The 16343-nt window shown below is 50.5% G+C and carries 18 protein-coding genes and 1 tRNA gene; 8 read left to right on the forward strand and 11 right to left on the reverse strand.

What is annotated here, in order from left to right; translation table 11 throughout:
• Positions 1-442: 442 nt before the first annotated feature.
• From FDW96_RS00095 to aspA, 6 genes are all read right to left on the reverse strand, one after another.
• Positions 443-518 (reverse strand) — tRNA-Phe (locus tag FDW96_RS00095).
• A 305-nt stretch (positions 519-823) separates the two neighbouring features.
• Entirely contained in the window at positions 824-1399 is a 576-nt protein-coding gene (locus FDW96_RS00105) for a transcriptional regulator (RefSeq protein ID WP_006686267.1), read from the reverse strand.
• A gap of 36 nt (positions 1400-1435) precedes the next feature.
• Positions 1436-3139, reverse strand: coding sequence for a protein-disulfide reductase DsbD (locus FDW96_RS00110; RefSeq protein ID WP_137365019.1), 1704 nt, complete (start codon positions 3137-3139; stop codon positions 1436-1438).
• A complete protein-coding gene (gene cutA, locus FDW96_RS00115) occupies positions 3115-3462 on the reverse strand; it encodes a divalent cation tolerance protein CutA (protein WP_003025447.1) in 348 nt (115 codons plus the stop codon). Before cutA ends, FDW96_RS00110 begins: the two co-directional genes overlap by 25 nt.
• Before the next feature lie 131 nt (positions 3463-3593).
• Positions 3594-4895 (reverse strand): anaerobic C4-dicarboxylate transporter DcuA, encoded by a 1302-nt coding sequence (gene dcuA / locus FDW96_RS00120; RefSeq protein WP_038636462.1) that lies wholly within the window; start codon positions 4893-4895, stop codon positions 3594-3596.
• Between the two features lie 114 nt (positions 4896-5009).
• Complete coding sequence (gene aspA / locus FDW96_RS00125) at positions 5010-6446, reverse strand: aspartate ammonia-lyase (protein ID WP_032940252.1); 1437 nt, start codon at positions 6444-6446, stop codon at positions 5010-5012.
• Positions 6447-6783: 337 nt separating this feature from the next.
• Here aspA and FDW96_RS00130 point away from each other — a divergent pair, with 337 nt between their 5' ends.
• Positions 6784-7260 carry an FxsA family protein gene (locus tag FDW96_RS00130; RefSeq protein ID WP_006686272.1) on the forward strand — a complete coding sequence of 159 codons (477 nt, stop codon included), beginning with the start codon at positions 6784-6786 and terminating at the stop codon, positions 7258-7260.
• Between the two features lie 49 nt (positions 7261-7309).
• Here the strand turns inward: FDW96_RS00130 and yjeH are convergent, their stop codons facing one another.
• Positions 7310-8575: an L-methionine/branched-chain amino acid transporter gene (gene yjeH / locus FDW96_RS00135; protein ID WP_137350109.1), complete on the reverse strand. Its 1266-nt coding sequence runs from the start codon at positions 8573-8575 to the stop codon at positions 7310-7312.
• A 275-nt stretch (positions 8576-8850) separates the two neighbouring features.
• Between yjeH and FDW96_RS00140 the strand changes: the two genes are divergently transcribed.
• From FDW96_RS00140 to FDW96_RS00150, 3 genes are all read left to right on the forward strand, one after another.
• Positions 8851-9144, forward strand: a complete 294-nt coding sequence (locus FDW96_RS00140; protein WP_000027827.1) for a co-chaperone GroES — start codon at positions 8851-8853, stop codon at positions 9142-9144.
• 43 nt (positions 9145-9187) lie between these two features.
• Positions 9188-10834, forward strand: a complete 1647-nt coding sequence (groL, locus tag FDW96_RS00145) for a chaperonin GroEL (RefSeq protein WP_006686275.1) — start codon at positions 9188-9190, stop codon at positions 10832-10834.
• Between the two features lie 133 nt (positions 10835-10967).
• Positions 10968-11321 carry a DUF4156 domain-containing protein gene (locus FDW96_RS00150; RefSeq protein WP_042312852.1) on the forward strand — a complete coding sequence of 118 codons (354 nt, stop codon included), beginning with the start codon at positions 10968-10970 and terminating at the stop codon, positions 11319-11321.
• An 88-nt stretch (positions 11322-11409) separates the two neighbouring features.
• Here the strand turns inward: FDW96_RS00150 and yjeJ are convergent, their stop codons facing one another.
• Together yjeJ and epmB are read right to left on the reverse strand one after the other, a co-directional pair.
• Positions 11410-12273 carry a YjeJ family protein gene (gene yjeJ / locus FDW96_RS00155; protein WP_061382720.1) on the reverse strand — a complete coding sequence of 288 codons (864 nt, stop codon included), beginning with the start codon at positions 12271-12273 and terminating at the stop codon, positions 11410-11412.
• Between the two features lie 184 nt (positions 12274-12457).
• A complete protein-coding gene (epmB, locus tag FDW96_RS00160; RefSeq protein WP_042312847.1) occupies positions 12458-13486 on the reverse strand; it encodes an EF-P beta-lysylation protein EpmB in 1029 nt (342 codons plus the stop codon).
• A gap of 41 nt (positions 13487-13527) precedes the next feature.
• On the opposite strand from epmB, the gene efp reads away from it, so the two are divergent.
• From efp to ecnB, 3 genes are all read left to right on the forward strand, one after another.
• The gene (efp, locus tag FDW96_RS00165; RefSeq protein ID WP_042312845.1) at positions 13528-14094 is read left to right on the forward strand and encodes an elongation factor P; all 567 of its coding nucleotides are present in this window, start codon (positions 13528-13530) and stop codon (positions 14092-14094) included.
• 57 nt (positions 14095-14151) lie between these two features.
• Complete coding sequence (gene ecnA, locus FDW96_RS00170; protein WP_016151394.1) at positions 14152-14286, forward strand: lipoprotein antitoxin entericidin A; 135 nt, start codon at positions 14152-14154, stop codon at positions 14284-14286.
• 107 nt (positions 14287-14393) lie between these two features.
• Entirely contained in the window at positions 14394-14540 is a 147-nt protein-coding gene (gene ecnB, locus FDW96_RS00175; RefSeq protein ID WP_032940256.1) for a lipoprotein toxin entericidin B, read from the forward strand.
• Between the two features lie 30 nt (positions 14541-14570).
• Here the strand turns inward: ecnB and FDW96_RS00180 are convergent, their stop codons facing one another.
• Positions 14571-15170, reverse strand: a complete 600-nt coding sequence (locus tag FDW96_RS00180; RefSeq protein ID WP_137365020.1) for a LuxR C-terminal-related transcriptional regulator — start codon at positions 15168-15170, stop codon at positions 14571-14573.
• A 255-nt stretch (positions 15171-15425) separates the two neighbouring features.
• Here FDW96_RS00180 and sugE point away from each other — a divergent pair, with 255 nt between their 5' ends.
• Positions 15426-15743 carry a quaternary ammonium compound efflux SMR transporter SugE gene (gene sugE / locus FDW96_RS00185; RefSeq protein WP_000118520.1) on the forward strand — a complete coding sequence of 106 codons (318 nt, stop codon included), beginning with the start codon at positions 15426-15428 and terminating at the stop codon, positions 15741-15743.
• Here sugE and FDW96_RS00190 read toward each other — a convergent pair.
• The gene (locus tag FDW96_RS00190) at positions 15740-16273 is read right to left on the reverse strand and encodes a lipocalin family protein (RefSeq protein ID WP_042312840.1); all 534 of its coding nucleotides are present in this window, start codon (positions 16271-16273) and stop codon (positions 15740-15742) included. The two genes, sugE and FDW96_RS00190, sit on opposite strands and share 4 nt — an antisense overlap.
• Between the last annotated feature and the right edge of the window lie 70 nt (positions 16274-16343).

A 16343-nucleotide genomic window follows, 5' to 3' on the forward strand; every position in this document is an offset into this window, starting at 1 on the left:
TTTTTTGCGTCTGTGCGAAATGAAACCTGCCGGATGCGGCGTAAACGCCTTATCCGGCCTGCGCTGGACTGAACGTATTTTGTAGGCCTGATAAGCGCAGCGCATCAGGCAATTCCGCACTACGCAAAAGCTTGTCCTGCTACCCGCGCACGAGACTGAGCAACGGGTACGGTCGCCCAAGATCGTCCACCTCTGTACGTCCCGTCACGCTGAATCCCATNGCCCAAGATCGTCCACCTCTGTACGTCCCGTCACGCTGAATCCCATTTTTATATAGTATCCCTGGCGTCTGCTTACTGAAGTTGGCTGCTAACTGCGAGATTGAGTTTGCGTGTGGAGTTGGTGAGAGGTGGTGGGTCAGAAATAGAGTAAAACGATCGGCTGGAAGCTATCAGAAACTACAAAAGCAAAAACCCGCCTTGTGGGCGGGTTCTTTAAATAGTGGTGCCCGGACTCGGAATCGAACCAAGGACACGGGGATTTTCAATCCCCTGCTCTACCGACTGAGCTATCCGGGCAACGGGGCGCATTAAACCGTATTCACGTCTGTCAGTCAATCAAATTTCAGGAAAAACGGTTCAACCGCTTAATATTGCGGCAATCTGTGCGTTTGTGCCTGAAGTTTGCACAAATCTTCCAGACCGTCATGATGTCGACAGGGAATGCTGAGCGAAAGAAGAGGGCTGTATAGCAAAAGAGTAATTCGCTGCATTTTAATAAAACGCTGACCAGGGCGGTTAACAGATTATTTCGCACCACCGTGGCGATGGTGCGTTTTCAACGACTGATGCTCACTCACTTCGGCCTGGACGGGCCTGTTCGCTTAGGTTAGCGCGCCACCCATACGGCACTGGGCAAAGCGCAGAATATCTTCCGCCAGACGGTGTGCCGTTTCGACATCAGCATGGCTACGATTCACCAGCATGCGGCTCAGACATCCCTCCAGCACCAGTTCCATCTGTTTGGCGACCATGGCCGGATCGTCAACTTCCAGCGTAGTCAGTAGCTCATGAGTGAAGTCATGCGCTGCTTTTTTTTGTTGGTCGGCTAACTGGTGGATTGGATGTCCAGGATCGGGATAAAACGTGCAGGCGGCAATGAACAGGCAGCCTGGATAGCGATTATTGCTCACACATTCGGATAGCGCGCTGTAGCGTGCCAGTAATTTCTGTTCAGCGCTCAGGGTCTCATCCAGCAAAAGCTGACGCCGCCAGATATCCACCCGCTGGCTGAGGTAACGTAACGCATCATACAGGATGGCTTCTTTATCTGGCCAAAAGCGCTGTAGTTCATCAAGCGGATAATCGATACGTTCGGCCACCATTTCCAGCGTGGTATTGGCTATCCCTTGAACCTCAAGTAATTTCAGGGCTTCTCCCAGGACATCTTCACGTTGCACGGTATTCTCCTCCGTATTTCCTTTTGCAAGTGTCGCTCACGGTTGACGATCGCGCAAATGTGCGCTGAAGGTCGCTGCGTCCATAAAGCCCGTTACCCGAGCCTCCGGATGCTCTTTACCCTCGGCATCAAAAAACAGGATAGTGGGCAAACCTAAAACCTGTAGATGTTTCAGCAGAGCGACATCCCCGGCATTGTTTGCAGTTACGTCCGCCTGTAAAAGCACTGTGTCGCCTAGCGCTTGCTGAACCTGCGGATCGCTGAAGGTGTACTTCTCAAACTCCTTACAGGCCACGCACCAGTCGGCATACAGATCCAACATGACGGGCTTGCCCTTAGCTTGTGCCAGCGCCTGATTTAACGCCTCTACCGAGGCCACCGGCGTGAAGTTAAGGTGTGTCTGGGTTTGAGCATGCGGCGTGCCAAACGCCCAGTCCTGCAATGGACGTACACTGACAAGCGCTGCGGCTAACAGGACAATCTGCACGATGCGCATCCAGGCGTGCTTTGCCTGCAGGCTGGTAATGAATGCCCAGCTAAAGAACGCGACGCCCAACAGCGACCACAGTCGCACGCCCCATACGTCGCCAATGATGCGTTCAAGCAAGAAGACGGGAAGTGCCAGGATGACAAAGCCGAAAGCGGTTTTAACCTGTTCCATCCATGGACCGCTTTTAGGCAGCAGGCGGTTGCCAAAGACGGTAATCAACATCAGCGGTAAGCCCATCCCAAGCGCGTACAGATACAGCGTACCGCCTCCCAGCCACATATTTCCGCTCTGAGCGATATACAGCAAAATCGCGCTTAGCGGCGCTGTTGTGCAAGGAGAACAGATGAGACCCGCAATCGCCCCCATCGTAAAGACGCTACCGGGAGAGCCGCCTTGCTGGCGGTTACTCAGCAACGTGAGGCGCGTTTGCAATGAGGAAGGGAGTTGCAGCGTGAACAGGCCGAACATAGACAGAGCCAGCAGCGTAAAGATGATGGCAAGACCGATCAGAACATAAGGATGCTGTAACGCCGCCTGAAACTGTAATCCGGCGGCGGCAACAACCAGACCCAGCGCAGTATAGGTGAGCGCCATTCCCTGGACGTAGATAAACGTCAGCAGCAGCGCTCGCCCGGTTGATAACCGTTGCTTGCCGCCCAGCACGATGCCGGAAATCAGCGGATACATCGGCAGTACGCAGGGCGTGAAAGCGATGCCAATGCCGATTAGCAATGCCCACAGTGCGGAAAAGGGTAGTTGGGCTGCGGGCTGTGGTTTCTCTTCCGGGGCTTCAGTGACAGGAGCTGGAGCACCCCCGGCAGCAGCTGACACTTCACTTAAGGGTACTGTTTTCGTTTCCGGCGGATAGCAAAAACCGGCGTCGGCACACCCTTGATAAGTGACGGTTAATGTTGCGCCAGATGCGGCCTGATTAACCGTGACCGGAATATTCAACTGTTTACGGTAAATCTCACTTTTGCCATAAAACTCATCTTCATGCCAGACGCCAGGCGGCAGTTTTACCTCGGCAATATCGGCCTGAGATGGCGTAATGCTAATCTGTTTGCGATAGAGATAGTAGCCATCTTTTACCTGCCATGAGAGGTTCAGATCGTGTTGGTTTTGCTGAAAATCAAAAACAAACGCCCGATCGGCAGGCACAAACTGCGAGCGGCCAGGCGCGTCAAATAATCCGGCAAAGGTAGATGTGCTGCACAGCAGCAGGATCAGCGTAAGGATGCGTTGAGCCATGAGCGGTAATCAAAGTCTCCGTGAGTGACGGGTAAAACCAGAAGTTCAGGTGTTTGATACGGGTGATGTGACTTCAGGCAATCGAGAAGGGCTTGCTGGTGCGTGACGGTGGTTTTTAAAATCATCTGGACTTCATATTCCTGCTCCAGTTTACCTTCCCAATAATAGAGGGAGGTTGCTCCGGGCAGAAGTGTCACGCAGGCTGCCAGCTTTTCCGCCAGCACTTTTGCAGCCAGATCCTGGGCGGTTGCTTCATCCGGAGCAGTACAGAGCACTACAACGGTATCGGGGATGGAAATATCCTGACTCTTTACATCAAGCATAAACACCTCGAAAGAACAGAGTAACCAGCTAAAGAGTGGTCACTATACAACGGACGAGGGAAGGATGTTAGCTAAAGCGGGGTGATGAAGCGGAGGAACTGCAGGGTGCAGAGGCACCCTGCAGGAAAATTTTACAGCATGAAGCTGCCCAGCAAGAAGCCGAAGCAGACAGCCAGAACCACACCCAGAGTACCTGGGATGAAGAACGGATGGTTAAAGACGAATTTACCGATACGGGTTGTACCGGTGTCATCCATCTGAACCGCTGCAACCAGAGTTGGGTAGGTTGGCAGAATGAACAGGCCGGAAACAGCTGCGAAAGAGGCAACAGCGGTCAGCGGGGAAACGTTCAGCGCCAGAGCCATCGGCATCAGTGCTTTAGCGGTTGCTGCCTGAGAGTACAGCAGCGCAGAAGCAAAGAAGAAGATGACAGCCAGCAGCCACGGATGGCCCTGAATTACGCTACCTGCAGTATCTTTGATCCAGTCAATGTTGTGAGATACGAAGGTATCACCCAACCACGCAACGCCCAGGATACAAATACAGGCGCTCATACCGGCTTTGAAGGTACTGGAGTTGAGGATGGAATCCGTTTCAACGCGGCAGATGATGGTGGTCAGCGTCGCGATGCTCAGCATGATGATCAGGATAGCATTGGTGGTATTCATCAGCGGTTTAGCGACCAGACCCAGGCTTGGGCTGTTGACGATCGCATAGACAACAACGCAAATTACGCCCAGCAGGAACAGCCAAACGGAAGTTTTTGCGCCTGCTTTGATTTCAACTTGTCTTTCACCACGCAGTTCAACCAAACCTTCTTCCAGACGTTTACGATAAATCGGATCGTCAGACAGTTTAGAGTTGAACAGCATAGTCACCAGGAAGGACATTACCAGAACGGCCAGCAGGGTGGACGGAATAACCACGGACAGCAGGTGAATATAGCTGATGCCATGACCTTCCATTACGGAAGACATGTAAACCACGGCTGCAGAGATTGGTGATGCTGTGATCGCAATCTGAGCAGAAACCACCGCAGTTGAGAGCGGACGGCAAGGTTTGATCCCTTGTTCCTTCGCAACTTCAGCGATAACCGGCAGAGTTGCCAGAGAGATGTTACCCGTACCCGCAAAGATGGTCAGGAAATAGGTCACGATGGGTGCAAGGATCGTGATGTATTTCGGGTTCTTACGCAGCAGTTTTTCAGTTTGATGAACCAGATAGTCCAGACCACCTGCAATCTGCATAGCTGAGATGGCAGCGATAACCGCCATGATAATGGAAATGACATCGAACGGGATATTACCGGGTTTTACGCCGATAGCGGCGAGAACCAGGACACCCAGCCCACCTGCAAATCCAATACCGATACCCCCAAGTCTGGCACCTAAAAAGATTGCCAGCAAAACGATGATAAGTTCTAAAACTATCATATTAGCCTTCCTTGTTGTTTAACAAGTTGATATTAAATTGTTGTTTTTAAGTAACTTCGTGCAAGAAAAAAGGCACGTCATCTGACGTGCCTTCTCTGGTACTACCCTACACGATTACTGTTCGCTTTCATCAGTATAACGTTTTGCTTTATAAGCCGGGTGCATCAGGTTCTGTACTGAGAAGATATCGTCCAGCTCGGCTTCGGTCAACAGGCCGCGCTCCAGGACAACTTCACGTACGCTCTTACCGGTTTCGGCACAAATTTTACCAACGATGTCGCCGTTGTGGTGGCCGATGAACGGGTTAAGGTAAGTAACGATACCGATAGAGTTGTAAACGAATGCTTCGCACACTTCTTTGTTAGCAGTAATGCCGCTAACGCATTTTTCCAACAGGTTGTAGCAAGCGTTGCTCAGAATGTGAATGGATTCGAACATTGCCTGGCCGATTACTGGCTCCATAACGTTCAGCTGCAGCTGACCTGCTTCAGACGCCATAGTGACAGTGATGTCGTTACCGATGACTTTAAAGCACACCTGATTTACGACTTCCGGAACAACCGGGTTCACTTTAGCTGGCATGATGGAAGAGCCAGCCTGCAGTTCCGGCAGGTTGATCTCGTTCAGGCCGGCACGTGGACCAGAGGAGAGCAAACGCAGGTCGTTACAGATTTTGGACATCTTCACAGCCAGACGTTTCAGTGCGCCGTGCACCATAACGTATGCGCCGCAGTCAGAAGTAGCTTCAATCAGGTCTTCTGCAGGAACACAGGCAAAACCGGTTACTTCAGCCAGTTTTTTCACTGCCAGCGGAGAGTATTCTTTCGGTGTGTTCAGACCCGTACCGATTGCCGTTGCGCCGAGGTTAACTTCCAGCAGCAGCTCTGCAGTACGCCCAATGTTTTTCACTTCTTCTTTCAGCAGGATGCTGAAAGCACGGAATTCCTGACCGAGGGTCATCGGCACAGCATCCTGCAACTGGGTACGACCCATTTTCAGGATGTCCTGGAATTCATCGGCTTTTTTCTCGAAGCCTTCACGCAGCTGGTTCAGAGCATCAATCAGTTTGATGATGGATGCGTATACCGCGATACGGAAGCCAGTTGGGTATGCGTCGTTGGTAGACTGACATTTGTTAACGTGGTCGTTCGGGTTCAGGTACTGATATTCACCTTTCTGGTGACCCATCAGTTCCAGACCGATATTGGCCAGCACTTCGTTGGTGTTCATGTTGACGGAGGTACCCGCACCACCCTGGTAAACGTCTACCGGGAACTGATCCATGCATTTTCCGTTATTCAGGACTTCATCACACGCCGCGATGATGGCATTTGCCACACTCTTAGGAATGGTTTGCAGCTCTTTGTTGGCCATAGCCGCTGCCTTTTTCACCATTACCATGCCGCGAACAAATTCAGGAATGTCGCTGATTTTGTTGTTGCTAATGTAGAAGTTTTCAATCGCTCTCAGAGTGTGAACACCATAGTAAGCGTCCGCTGGAACTTCCCTGGTACCCAACAAGTCTTCTTCGATACGAATGTTGTTTAACATGTGAACCTTCTTTTTCAAGCTGCCAATGATTTGACTAAACACACAGGATATATGTGATTTCGATTGTTTCTCGACCGACGATTATCCCCTGCATCGGTCTGATACCCGAGATCATATGCTGGTTCAGGATTTCTACCGTAATCTGGATCACTTAAAACGTGGAATTTACCCCTTATTTATTATTCTGTGAAATAGATCACCCCTTTAGGATTAACACTAAATATTAGTGTACAAGCGGCTTGAAATTTTGCTAATCACCACAATATCAAATCGATGCGATTAACATAATTTTTGGACAGACGTTGTACAAAACGCCTGTTATTAACAGGAGTCCCCTTTGCGCTGGATACCATTACTTGCCATTTTTCTCTATGTTTACATAGAGATATCTATTTTTATTCAGGTTGCCCATGTGTTGGGTGTTCTGATGACCCTGATTTTGGTTATTTTTACGTCGGTTATCGGGATGTCTCTGGTTCGTAACCAGGGATTTAAGAACTTTTTACTGATGCAACAAAAAATGGCGGCAGGTGAAAGCCCGGCTGCAGAAATGATCAAGAGCGTTTCGCTGATTATTGCCGGTCTGCTATTAGTGCTGCCTGGTTTTTTTACCGATTTCCTTGGTCTTCTTCTTTTACTACCCCCGGTGCAGAAGCATCTGACGATGAAACTGCTGCCACATTTGCGTTTTTCTCGTATGCCCGGCGGTGGTTTTAGCGCCGGAACGGGTGGGGGCGAGACCTTTGACGGTGAGTTTCAGCGTAAAGACGAGCATCGCGACAGTATTGAACATAAAGACGATCGTCGGGATTAAGTATCAGTTTGTAGGCCGGATAAGCGTTAGCGCTATCCGGCAAACATGTTTATATGCCGGATGATGGCGTCAGCGTCGACTTATCCGGCCTGCGGGGTAAAAACAGCCACAGCGCCGCCAGCATAATCAGCGCATAGAGACTCTTCCAACCGACCATCGCCAGCAATAGCAGACATAGCAAACCGCCAACGATCGCCAATGCGCGATAGTGTCCTTTCAGTAATCGACAACCTGCCAGCATGCACAGCAGATAAATCATAATAAAGATGCCGTTAGCGTAGACGATTAACGCATCGAGATTGATTTGCAGCATATAGATGCACAAGGTACTGACCACGCAGCAACCTAGCACGGCGTTCAGCGCATTGCGCGGAAGATGACGAGGGGACAGACGCGCCAGATAACTCTCCGGCTTGTATTGCGCTTGCGACCAGACCAGCCGGGCGAAACTTTGAATATAAATGTTGAGACTGGCAAAGCAGGCCAGATAACCAATAATGCAGGCGACCCACAGTGCCTGTACGCCAAACAGCTGTACAACAATTTCGGGCAGTGATGCCGCCGCTGCCATTTGCTCGCCGTAAGCGTCAAAATGAAGGACGACGACGGTGCATGCCCAGTAGACAGAACCTGCCAGCAGTAGACCGATCATCAGCGCGCGCGGGAAGTCTCGCTCCGGATTTTTAAATTCAGAGGCCAGGTGGGCAAATGCTTCAAGGCCGACAAAGCACCAGAACATCACCGACAGCGCGGCGAACAGTCCGGGAAGTTCAATTTCGCTAACCGCAGGGAAAGGGATTTCATTGGGTTTTAGATCGCCCGCCCACCAGATGGCGACAATGAGGGCAACGATCAGCCCGGCAATGACCGTTTGCAGATTAGCGCTGGAGCTGGCGCCGCGGGAGCCTATGTACCAGACCAACGCCAGCGTGCCGAGTTCTGCCAGCAGAAGCTGCCCGTCATGCCAGCCAAACATCGCCTGGCCGAATCCTGCGGCAATATGTAATGCCGCAGGTAAGCCCACGGGGATTACTGATAAAAACAACCATCCGGTGACGCGCTCCAGGCGCGAGCCAAAGGCCATACCGACAAAATGCGCCACGCCGCCCGCGCTGGGGAAATGGCGGCCGAGCACGGCGAAGACAATCGCCACGGGAAAGACTAAAACAATTAGCACCGGCCAGGCCCACAAGCTATTGTTGCCAGCCACCAGCGCAGCCAGCGCGGGGACGGCAAAAACGCCTGTACCTAACAATGATGTCGACAACAGGCCAACGCCCTGAGCCAGTCCCAGCTCTTGTTTCAGTCCGCTCATAAGTTGTTATCCGGTTATGCCCGTTGACTGGGCTACAGCGCAGATTTTTGATGGTATCACAATCGGATTTGCTTATGACGACGTGACTGAAATCGTTATGGAATGTGAGGTGCGTCGGTGTTTTGACGGGATTTTCTGCTGATAAAAATTTTTTTTCGCTTGCCCCCTTGAAGGCACAAAACCCCATCCCCATCTCTCTGGTCACTAGCCGGGAAACCGTTTACGGGCCGGCGTCACCCATAACTGATAAAGACTTTCTCAAAGGAGAGCTATCAATGAGTATTCGTCCGTTACATGATCGTGTGATCGTCAAACGTAAAGAAGTTGAATCCAAATCTGCTGGCGGCATCGTACTGACCGGTTCTGCAGCAGGTAAATCAACTCGTGGCGAAATCATCGCTGTCGGTAAGGGTCGCATCCTGGACAACGGTACCGTACAGCCGCTGGACGTGAAAGTCGGCGATATCGTTATTTTCAACGATGGCTACGGTGTTAAATCTGAGAAGATCGACAATGAAGAAGTGTTGATCATGTCTGAAAGTGACATCCTGGCAATTGTTGAAGCCTAATCCGCGAACGACACTGAACATACGAATTTAAGGGAAAGAGAAAATGGCAGCTAAAGACGTAAAATTCGGTAACGACGCTCGTGTGAAAATGCTGCGCGGCGTCAACGTACTGGCAGATGCAGTGAAAGTTACCCTCGGTCCAAAAGGCCGTAACGTAGTTCTGGATAAATCTTTCGGTGCACCGACCATCACTAAAGATGGTGTTTCCGTAGCACGTGAAATCGAACTGGAAGACAAGTTCGAAAACATGGGTGCGCAGATGGTGAAAGAAGTTGCCTCTAAAGCGAACGATGCTGCAGGCGACGGTACCACCACCGCAACCGTACTGGCTCAGTCCATCATCACTGAAGGTCTGAAAGCTGTTGCTGCGGGTATGAACCCGATGGATCTGAAACGCGGTATCGACAAAGCGGTCGCTGCTGCCGTTGAAGAACTGAAAGCGCTGTCCGTACCGTGCTCTGACTCCAAAGCTATTGCTCAGGTTGGTACCATCTCCGCTAACTCCGACGAAACCGTAGGTAAACTGATCGCTGAAGCGATGGACAAAGTCGGTAAAGAAGGCGTGATTACCGTTGAAGACGGTACCGGTCTGCAGGACGAACTGGACGTGGTTGAAGGTATGCAGTTCGACCGTGGCTACCTGTCTCCTTACTTTATCAACAAGCCGGAAACTGGCGCTGTAGAACTGGAAAGCCCGTTCATTCTGCTGGCTGATAAGAAAATCTCCAACATCCGTGAAATGCTGCCGGTTCTGGAAGCCGTAGCGAAAGCAGGCAAACCGCTGCTGATCATCGCTGAAGATGTTGAAGGCGAAGCGCTGGCAACTCTGGTTGTTAACACCATGCGCGGTATCGTGAAAGTCGCTGCTGTTAAGGCACCTGGCTTCGGCGATCGTCGTAAAGCGATGCTGCAAGATATCGCTACCCTGACCGGTGGTACCGTTATCTCTGAAGAGATCGGTATGGAGCTGGAAAAAGCAACTCTGGAAGATCTGGGTCAGGCAAAACGCGTTGTTATCAACAAAGACACCACCACCATCATTGATGGCGTAGGCGATGAAGCTGCAATCCAGGGTCGCGTAACTCAGATTCGTCAGCAGATCGAAGAAGCAACTTCTGACTACGACCGTGAAAAACTGCAGGAGCGCGTAGCGAAACTGGCAGGCGGCGTTGCGGTAATCAAAGTTGGTGCTGCGACTGAAGTTGAAATGAAAGAGAAGAAAGCCCGCGTTGAAGATGCCCTGCACGCAACCCGTGCTGCGGTAGAAGAAGGCGTGGTTGCTGGTGGTGGTGTTGCGCTGATTCGCGTAGCGTCCAAAATTGCCGGCCTGAAAGGTCAGAACGAAGACCAGAACGTCGGTATCAAAGTTGCGCTGCGCGCAATGGAAGCTCCGCTGCGTCAAATCGTTCTGAACTGCGGCGAAGAGCCGTCTGTAGTGGCTAACACCGTGAAAGCGGGTGACGGTAACTACGGTTACAACGCTGCAACTGAAGAATACGGCAACATGATCGACATGGGTATCCTGGATCCAACCAAAGTAACGCGTTCTGCTCTGCAGTATGCAGCTTCTGTTGCGGGTCTGATGATCACTACCGAGTGCATGGTTACCGATCTGCCGAAAGGCGATGCGCCTGACTTAGGTGCTGCTGGTGGTATGGGCGGTATGGGCGGAATGGGCGGCATGATGTAATCATGTTGTTCTGAACCTCTCAGAATTGAAAACCCCCGGGCAGAATTGTCCGGGGGTTTTTCTTTTGGTCATCTTTTTAGTATATGATTCAGCTACGGACATAACGTCCAACTAATTGATTATGGGGAATGACATGCACGTGAAATATTTAGCAGGGATCGTTGGTGCCGCGCTACTGATGGCGGGTTGTAGCTCCAGCAACGAACTGAGTTCAGCCGGACAAAGCGTACGCTTTGTCGAAGACAAGCCAGGCGCAGAGTGCCAGCTGATTGGCACCGCAACCGGTACGCAGAGCAACTGGCTTTCTGGTCAGCATGGCGAAGAGGGTGGGTCTATGCGTGGTGCAGCGAACGATCTGCGTAACCAGGCCGCAGCAATGGGTGGTAACGTGATTTATGGCGTCAGCAGCCCATCACAGGGAATGCTGTCCAGCTTTGTGCCTACCGCCAGCGAGATGAATGGTCAGGTTTATAAGTGCCCAAATTGATAAACGCGGTTGATGCCGGATGGCGACGCTAAAGCGTCTTATCCGGCCTACGGTACACATGATCGTAGGCCTGATAAGCGCAGCGCCATCAGGCATTCTGAGCTTTATGCGCAGACTGAACGCGTAAATGATGTAGCGCGCGCAAACACTGATCCTGATTGAGCTTTTGGGTTTTATCACCCGTCAATGTTCTGACAAACACCTGGCACGGTACACCGGCAAGTTTTTTCAGTCGTGGGCTGAAGTCCAGAAGGCGTCGGGTAATGGCCTCAGCTTCTTTACTGCCGGAAAGGGCGCGAGTTTTTACTACTGAGCCACAGAATTGAGCTTTACCCTTTTCATCCTTATAGCGGTAGATAATCGCCAGGTAATGGTTAAACAGGTTAAGTTTCCATTCTGGTTGTGTATATGAATCATATTCAAGATTGTCGTTTTGCTGGCAATCAACATCGTACAGCGGTAAGAAATCCAGCAGCGATGTAATTCTTAACGCTAATTCCTGCATGCCAGCATTATTTATTGCATGAATGATTGCATGGGCTAATACCTGGATCTGCAGTTCATTAATCAGTAATTGGTGGGTTTGTCCGTCATGTAGCGTCAGAGAAAATGCTAAGCTTTCTCCTTTGTCATCCACTAACATCAGCGAATTGATGCGACGGTTTATATCCGCATTTTTTAACTCATCTTCCTGAATTAACGGGATATTCTCGTGCATCTTTTTACTGGCTTTGTCGCGTTCTTTTTCATATTGCAAACGCGCTTCTTCGCTAAGCTGGTGCTTCGCATGGAGTCTGCTCTCCAGGGCGATAAGCAAATCTCTTAGCCCCAACGGTGAGAGAAAAAACAGCGACTCTTTATTTCTTGGTTCTTTGATCTTAAGTGCCAGAGCAACAAATTCATTCTTCTGACGAATAACACCGGTATTAATACCCTTAATACTAATAACCATCCAGGGTTCTCCCTAACCATATATTTATTGGAAATCTACACTTGTATTAATTTATAAAATTTGCAAATGAGTTGTTGCACAGTGCTAGTTAAAATAGCACATATTAAAAGTGCGACTCTACCTGCTCGGATATTAAATACTCGGGATTGGTAGTGAGTGTCCATAATCGGACACTCACTAAGAATTATTGCTGGCGTAATTGCAGGTCCAACGGCGTTTTACTAGGTTCTCCGCCAATTTCTCGCGCCAGTTTAGGGACCATGTAACCGGAAACCAGCGTCAGCAGTTCACGCATAATCTGACGCGCTTCCTCGTCGCTGACCATAAAGTGGGCGGCACCCTGCACTTTATCCAGTACATGCAGGTAATAGGGCATAACACCCGCATCAAACAATGCGTTGCTAAGGTCGGCCAGGGTTTGGGCGTTATCGTTAACACCACGTAGCAATACGCTTTGATTGAGTAGCGTAACGCCTGCTTTGCGCAGTCTGAGCATCGCCTGACGAAATGTCTCATCAACTTCATTGGCATGGTTAATATGATTGACCAGCAGAATTTGCAGTGAAGAGTGAGCAAAACGTTCGGTCAGCCCTTCGGTAATACGCGCCGGGATCACAATTGGTAAACGGCTGTGAATGCGCAGACGCTTAATGTGTGGAATGGTTTCCAGCTGCGTGAGCAGCCAGTCCAGTTCGTGATCCTTGGCCATCAACGGATCGCCGCCGGAGAAGATGATTTCATCCAGTTCTGGATGGGCGGTAATATAGTCCAGAGCGACTTGCCAGTTGCGCTTGTTGCCCTGATTTTCGGCGTACGGGAAGTGTCGGCGGAAGCAATAACGACAATTTACCGCGCAGCCGCCTTTGACCAGCAGCAGCGCCCGGTTGCGATATTTGTGCAGCAGGCCGGGAACCACACTGTGCTGTTCCTCCAGCGGATCGGTCGAGTAGCCGGGTGCGGCAACAAACTCTTCCTCGGCGGTAAGTACCTGACGCAGAAGCGGATCGTTTGGATTGCCTTTCTCCATGCGCGCAATAAACGCGCGCGGCACGCGCAGGGCGAAAAGTCGTCTCGCGTCGCGTCCGGCCAACAGTTTTTCATCTGCGTCTATATTCAAAAGATGCAGAAGTTCATCGGGATCGGTCACAACATCGGCAAGTTGCGATAACCAATCTTCTCTGGATGGGGTATTTAGGGTTACAATATGCGCCATTTTGTGGCTTAGCTACCAGTTAACAATTTTCAGAGGGCCTTATGGCAACGTACTATAGCAACGATTTTCGTGCTGGTCTTAAAATCATGTTGGACGGCGAACCTTATGCGGTTGAAGCCAGCGAATTCGTTAAACCAGGTAAAGGCCAGGCGTTTGCGCGCGTTAAGCTGCGTCGCCTGCTGACCGGTACTCGCGTAGAAAAAACCTTCAAGTCTACCGACTCTGCCGAAGGCGCAGATGTAGCCGACATGAACCTGACCTTCCTGTATAGCGACGGTGAATTCTGGCACTTCATGAACAACACCACTTTCGAACAGCTGGCTGCAGACGAGAAAGCGGTAGGCGATAACGCTAAATGGCTGCTGGACCAGGCTGAATGCATCGTGACCCTGTGGAACGGTCAGCCGATCTCCGTGACGCCGCCGAACTTCGTTGAGCTGGAAATCGTTGATACCGACCCAGGTCTGAAAGGCGATACCGCTGGTACTGGCGGCAAACCGGCTACCCTGTCTACCGGCGCAGTCGTTAAAGTTCCGCTGTTCGTACAGATCGGCGAAGTGATCAAAGTGGATACTCGCTCAGGCGAATACGTTTCCCGCGTAAAATAAAACACTTATTTGATCTTGTGGCGCAGGTTGCTGCGCCATACTTTTTCCAGGGCAGGAATGATGAAACGTCTTCTCAGTCTTGTAATGCTAATCCTTTTCACCAGCACTCTACTGGCGGGCTGTAATACCGCACGCGGCTTCGGTGAAGACATCAAACATCTCGGCAATTCAATCTCTCACGCCGCCAGTTAAACTTCTCACATAATCTGAAAAACGGTTGTTTATCCATCACACTTCCGGATCTTGTCTATTATTAAGTAGCTATACACAAACAATATTGGCTAGAAAAGGAAGACGTTATGATTAAGAAGACAATTGCTGCGATCTTTTCTGTGTTGGTACTTTCTTCCGTATTAACCGCGTGTAATACCACGCGAGGCGTAGGGGAGGATATTTCTGACGGCGGTAACGCTATCTCTGGTGCGGCGACAAAAGCTCAGCAATAATGCTCAACGGTACGACGCTGGGTCGTACCGTTAACTCTCCCTGTGTGGGAGTGAGAGGAACGGTGAGAAGCGGTTCCCCAGATGAAGCTTCAGACGAATATTTCGTTTATAGGTATACACCGTTTTGCCATGAATGCTGAGCGTGGCGGCTATAACCTGGTTACTCACGCCATCCATCCACATTGACAATACTTTCTCCTCCTGCGGCGTAAGTAGTGGCGTCGCGTTTTCGGCTAATGCTAATGTGGGGCGATCTTGTAGCGCTTCCTGAATCGTGTGTGTAAGTGCGTTTAGCGAGGTGTGTTTGGTTAATACCGAATAGGCGGTGGTTTGAGAAGCTGGGATGGACGCGTGTTGTCTGTCCGCTGATTGCAGTAAGATCAGAGGTATTACGCCACAGCTCATGAAAAAGGGCTTAACTGGCGGAGTGGAATGCGCCTCGCTAATAAAACTGTATAAATCCGCAATGACCAGATGCGGTTTCCACTGCAAAATATGCTCTTTTGCCAACAGAAGATTATTAATTCCTGATACCAGAAATGAGGAGTTGAACCTGCCAGAATGATTAAGCAATGCCTCTATCCCTGTGCGGGTAAAGTGGCATCGGTCAATCACTAAAATTTTAAGCATAAACTTTTCGCATTCAGAAGAGGGGCAATCGACTTCCTGATTTCAGAAAGCCCTTCATCATAGAGAACTCCGATGAGTGCCAAATGCGGGAACTACGCCGCTAATTATGCTTAATTCTTGCTTTTAACAGACGGTGAATAAAAAGGTTGAAATTCATTTTCTGTCGGGCAAAAATGCCATTTCACACACAGCTTTGCAGGACGACCTGCAAACGCTTCTTTCACCGGGGACGGCCCCATTGTTCTGGAGCCTGATATGTCCTGGATCGTTTTATTAATTGCCGGTTTGCTCGAAGTTGTCTGGGCGATTGGCCTGAAATATACCCACGGTTTCACACGTCTGACGCCAAGTATTATCACTATTGCGGCCATGATCGTCAGTATCGCCATGCTCTCCTGGGCGATGCGCACCTTGCCAGTTGGGACCGCCTATGCCGTCTGGACCGGTATTGGCGCCGTCGGGGCGGCCATTACCGGGATTCTGCTGTTGGGTGAATCCGCCAGTCCGGCGCGTTTGCTGAGTCTGGGGCTGATTGTGGCTGGTATTATTGGTCTGAAGCTTAGCACTCACTAAGTACCAGGCTGTTTTACCCAAATCAGTTTATTGACGTCAAACCCTTCCCGGGTCGCGATAGCCAACATTTGCTGCTTCATTTCATCTGAAATGGTGGGGGTCCGTGAAAGGATCCACAGGTAATCGCGATCCGGACCGCAAACCAGCGCGTGGCGATATTCCCGGTCGAGCGCAATCACGTTATACCCGCCGTAAAAGGGGCCGAAGAATGACACCTTGAGCGCAGCCCGATTTGGGTCGCCAGTGAAATAGGCTTTACCCTCCGTTTTTTGCCACATCTCTCTGTCCGGGTTATAGCCCTTATTGATCACGTTGATACCGCCGTCGTCGCGCAAGCTATACGTTGCGGTCACTTTTTCCAGTCCACGTTCGAAGCGATGGTCTAAACGTGCAATTTCATACCAGGTACCAAGATAGCGTTTAGCGTCAAAGTTATTCACAACGGTAACGCCTTTTGGCGGTGTAGGGGTACTGCAGGCGACAACCAGAAATGCAGCGGTAACTGCAGCAACGACGGGCAGAATACGCATAAGATTTTCCTTGCTGTTTTTTTGTTAAGTGTAGATGACAGCAGGAAAAAGAAGAGGAAGAAACGAGGTC

It is taken from the genome of Citrobacter sp. TBCS-15, assembly GCF_005280815.1.
Lineage (GTDB): Bacteria > Pseudomonadota > Gammaproteobacteria > Enterobacterales > Enterobacteriaceae > Citrobacter > Citrobacter werkmanii.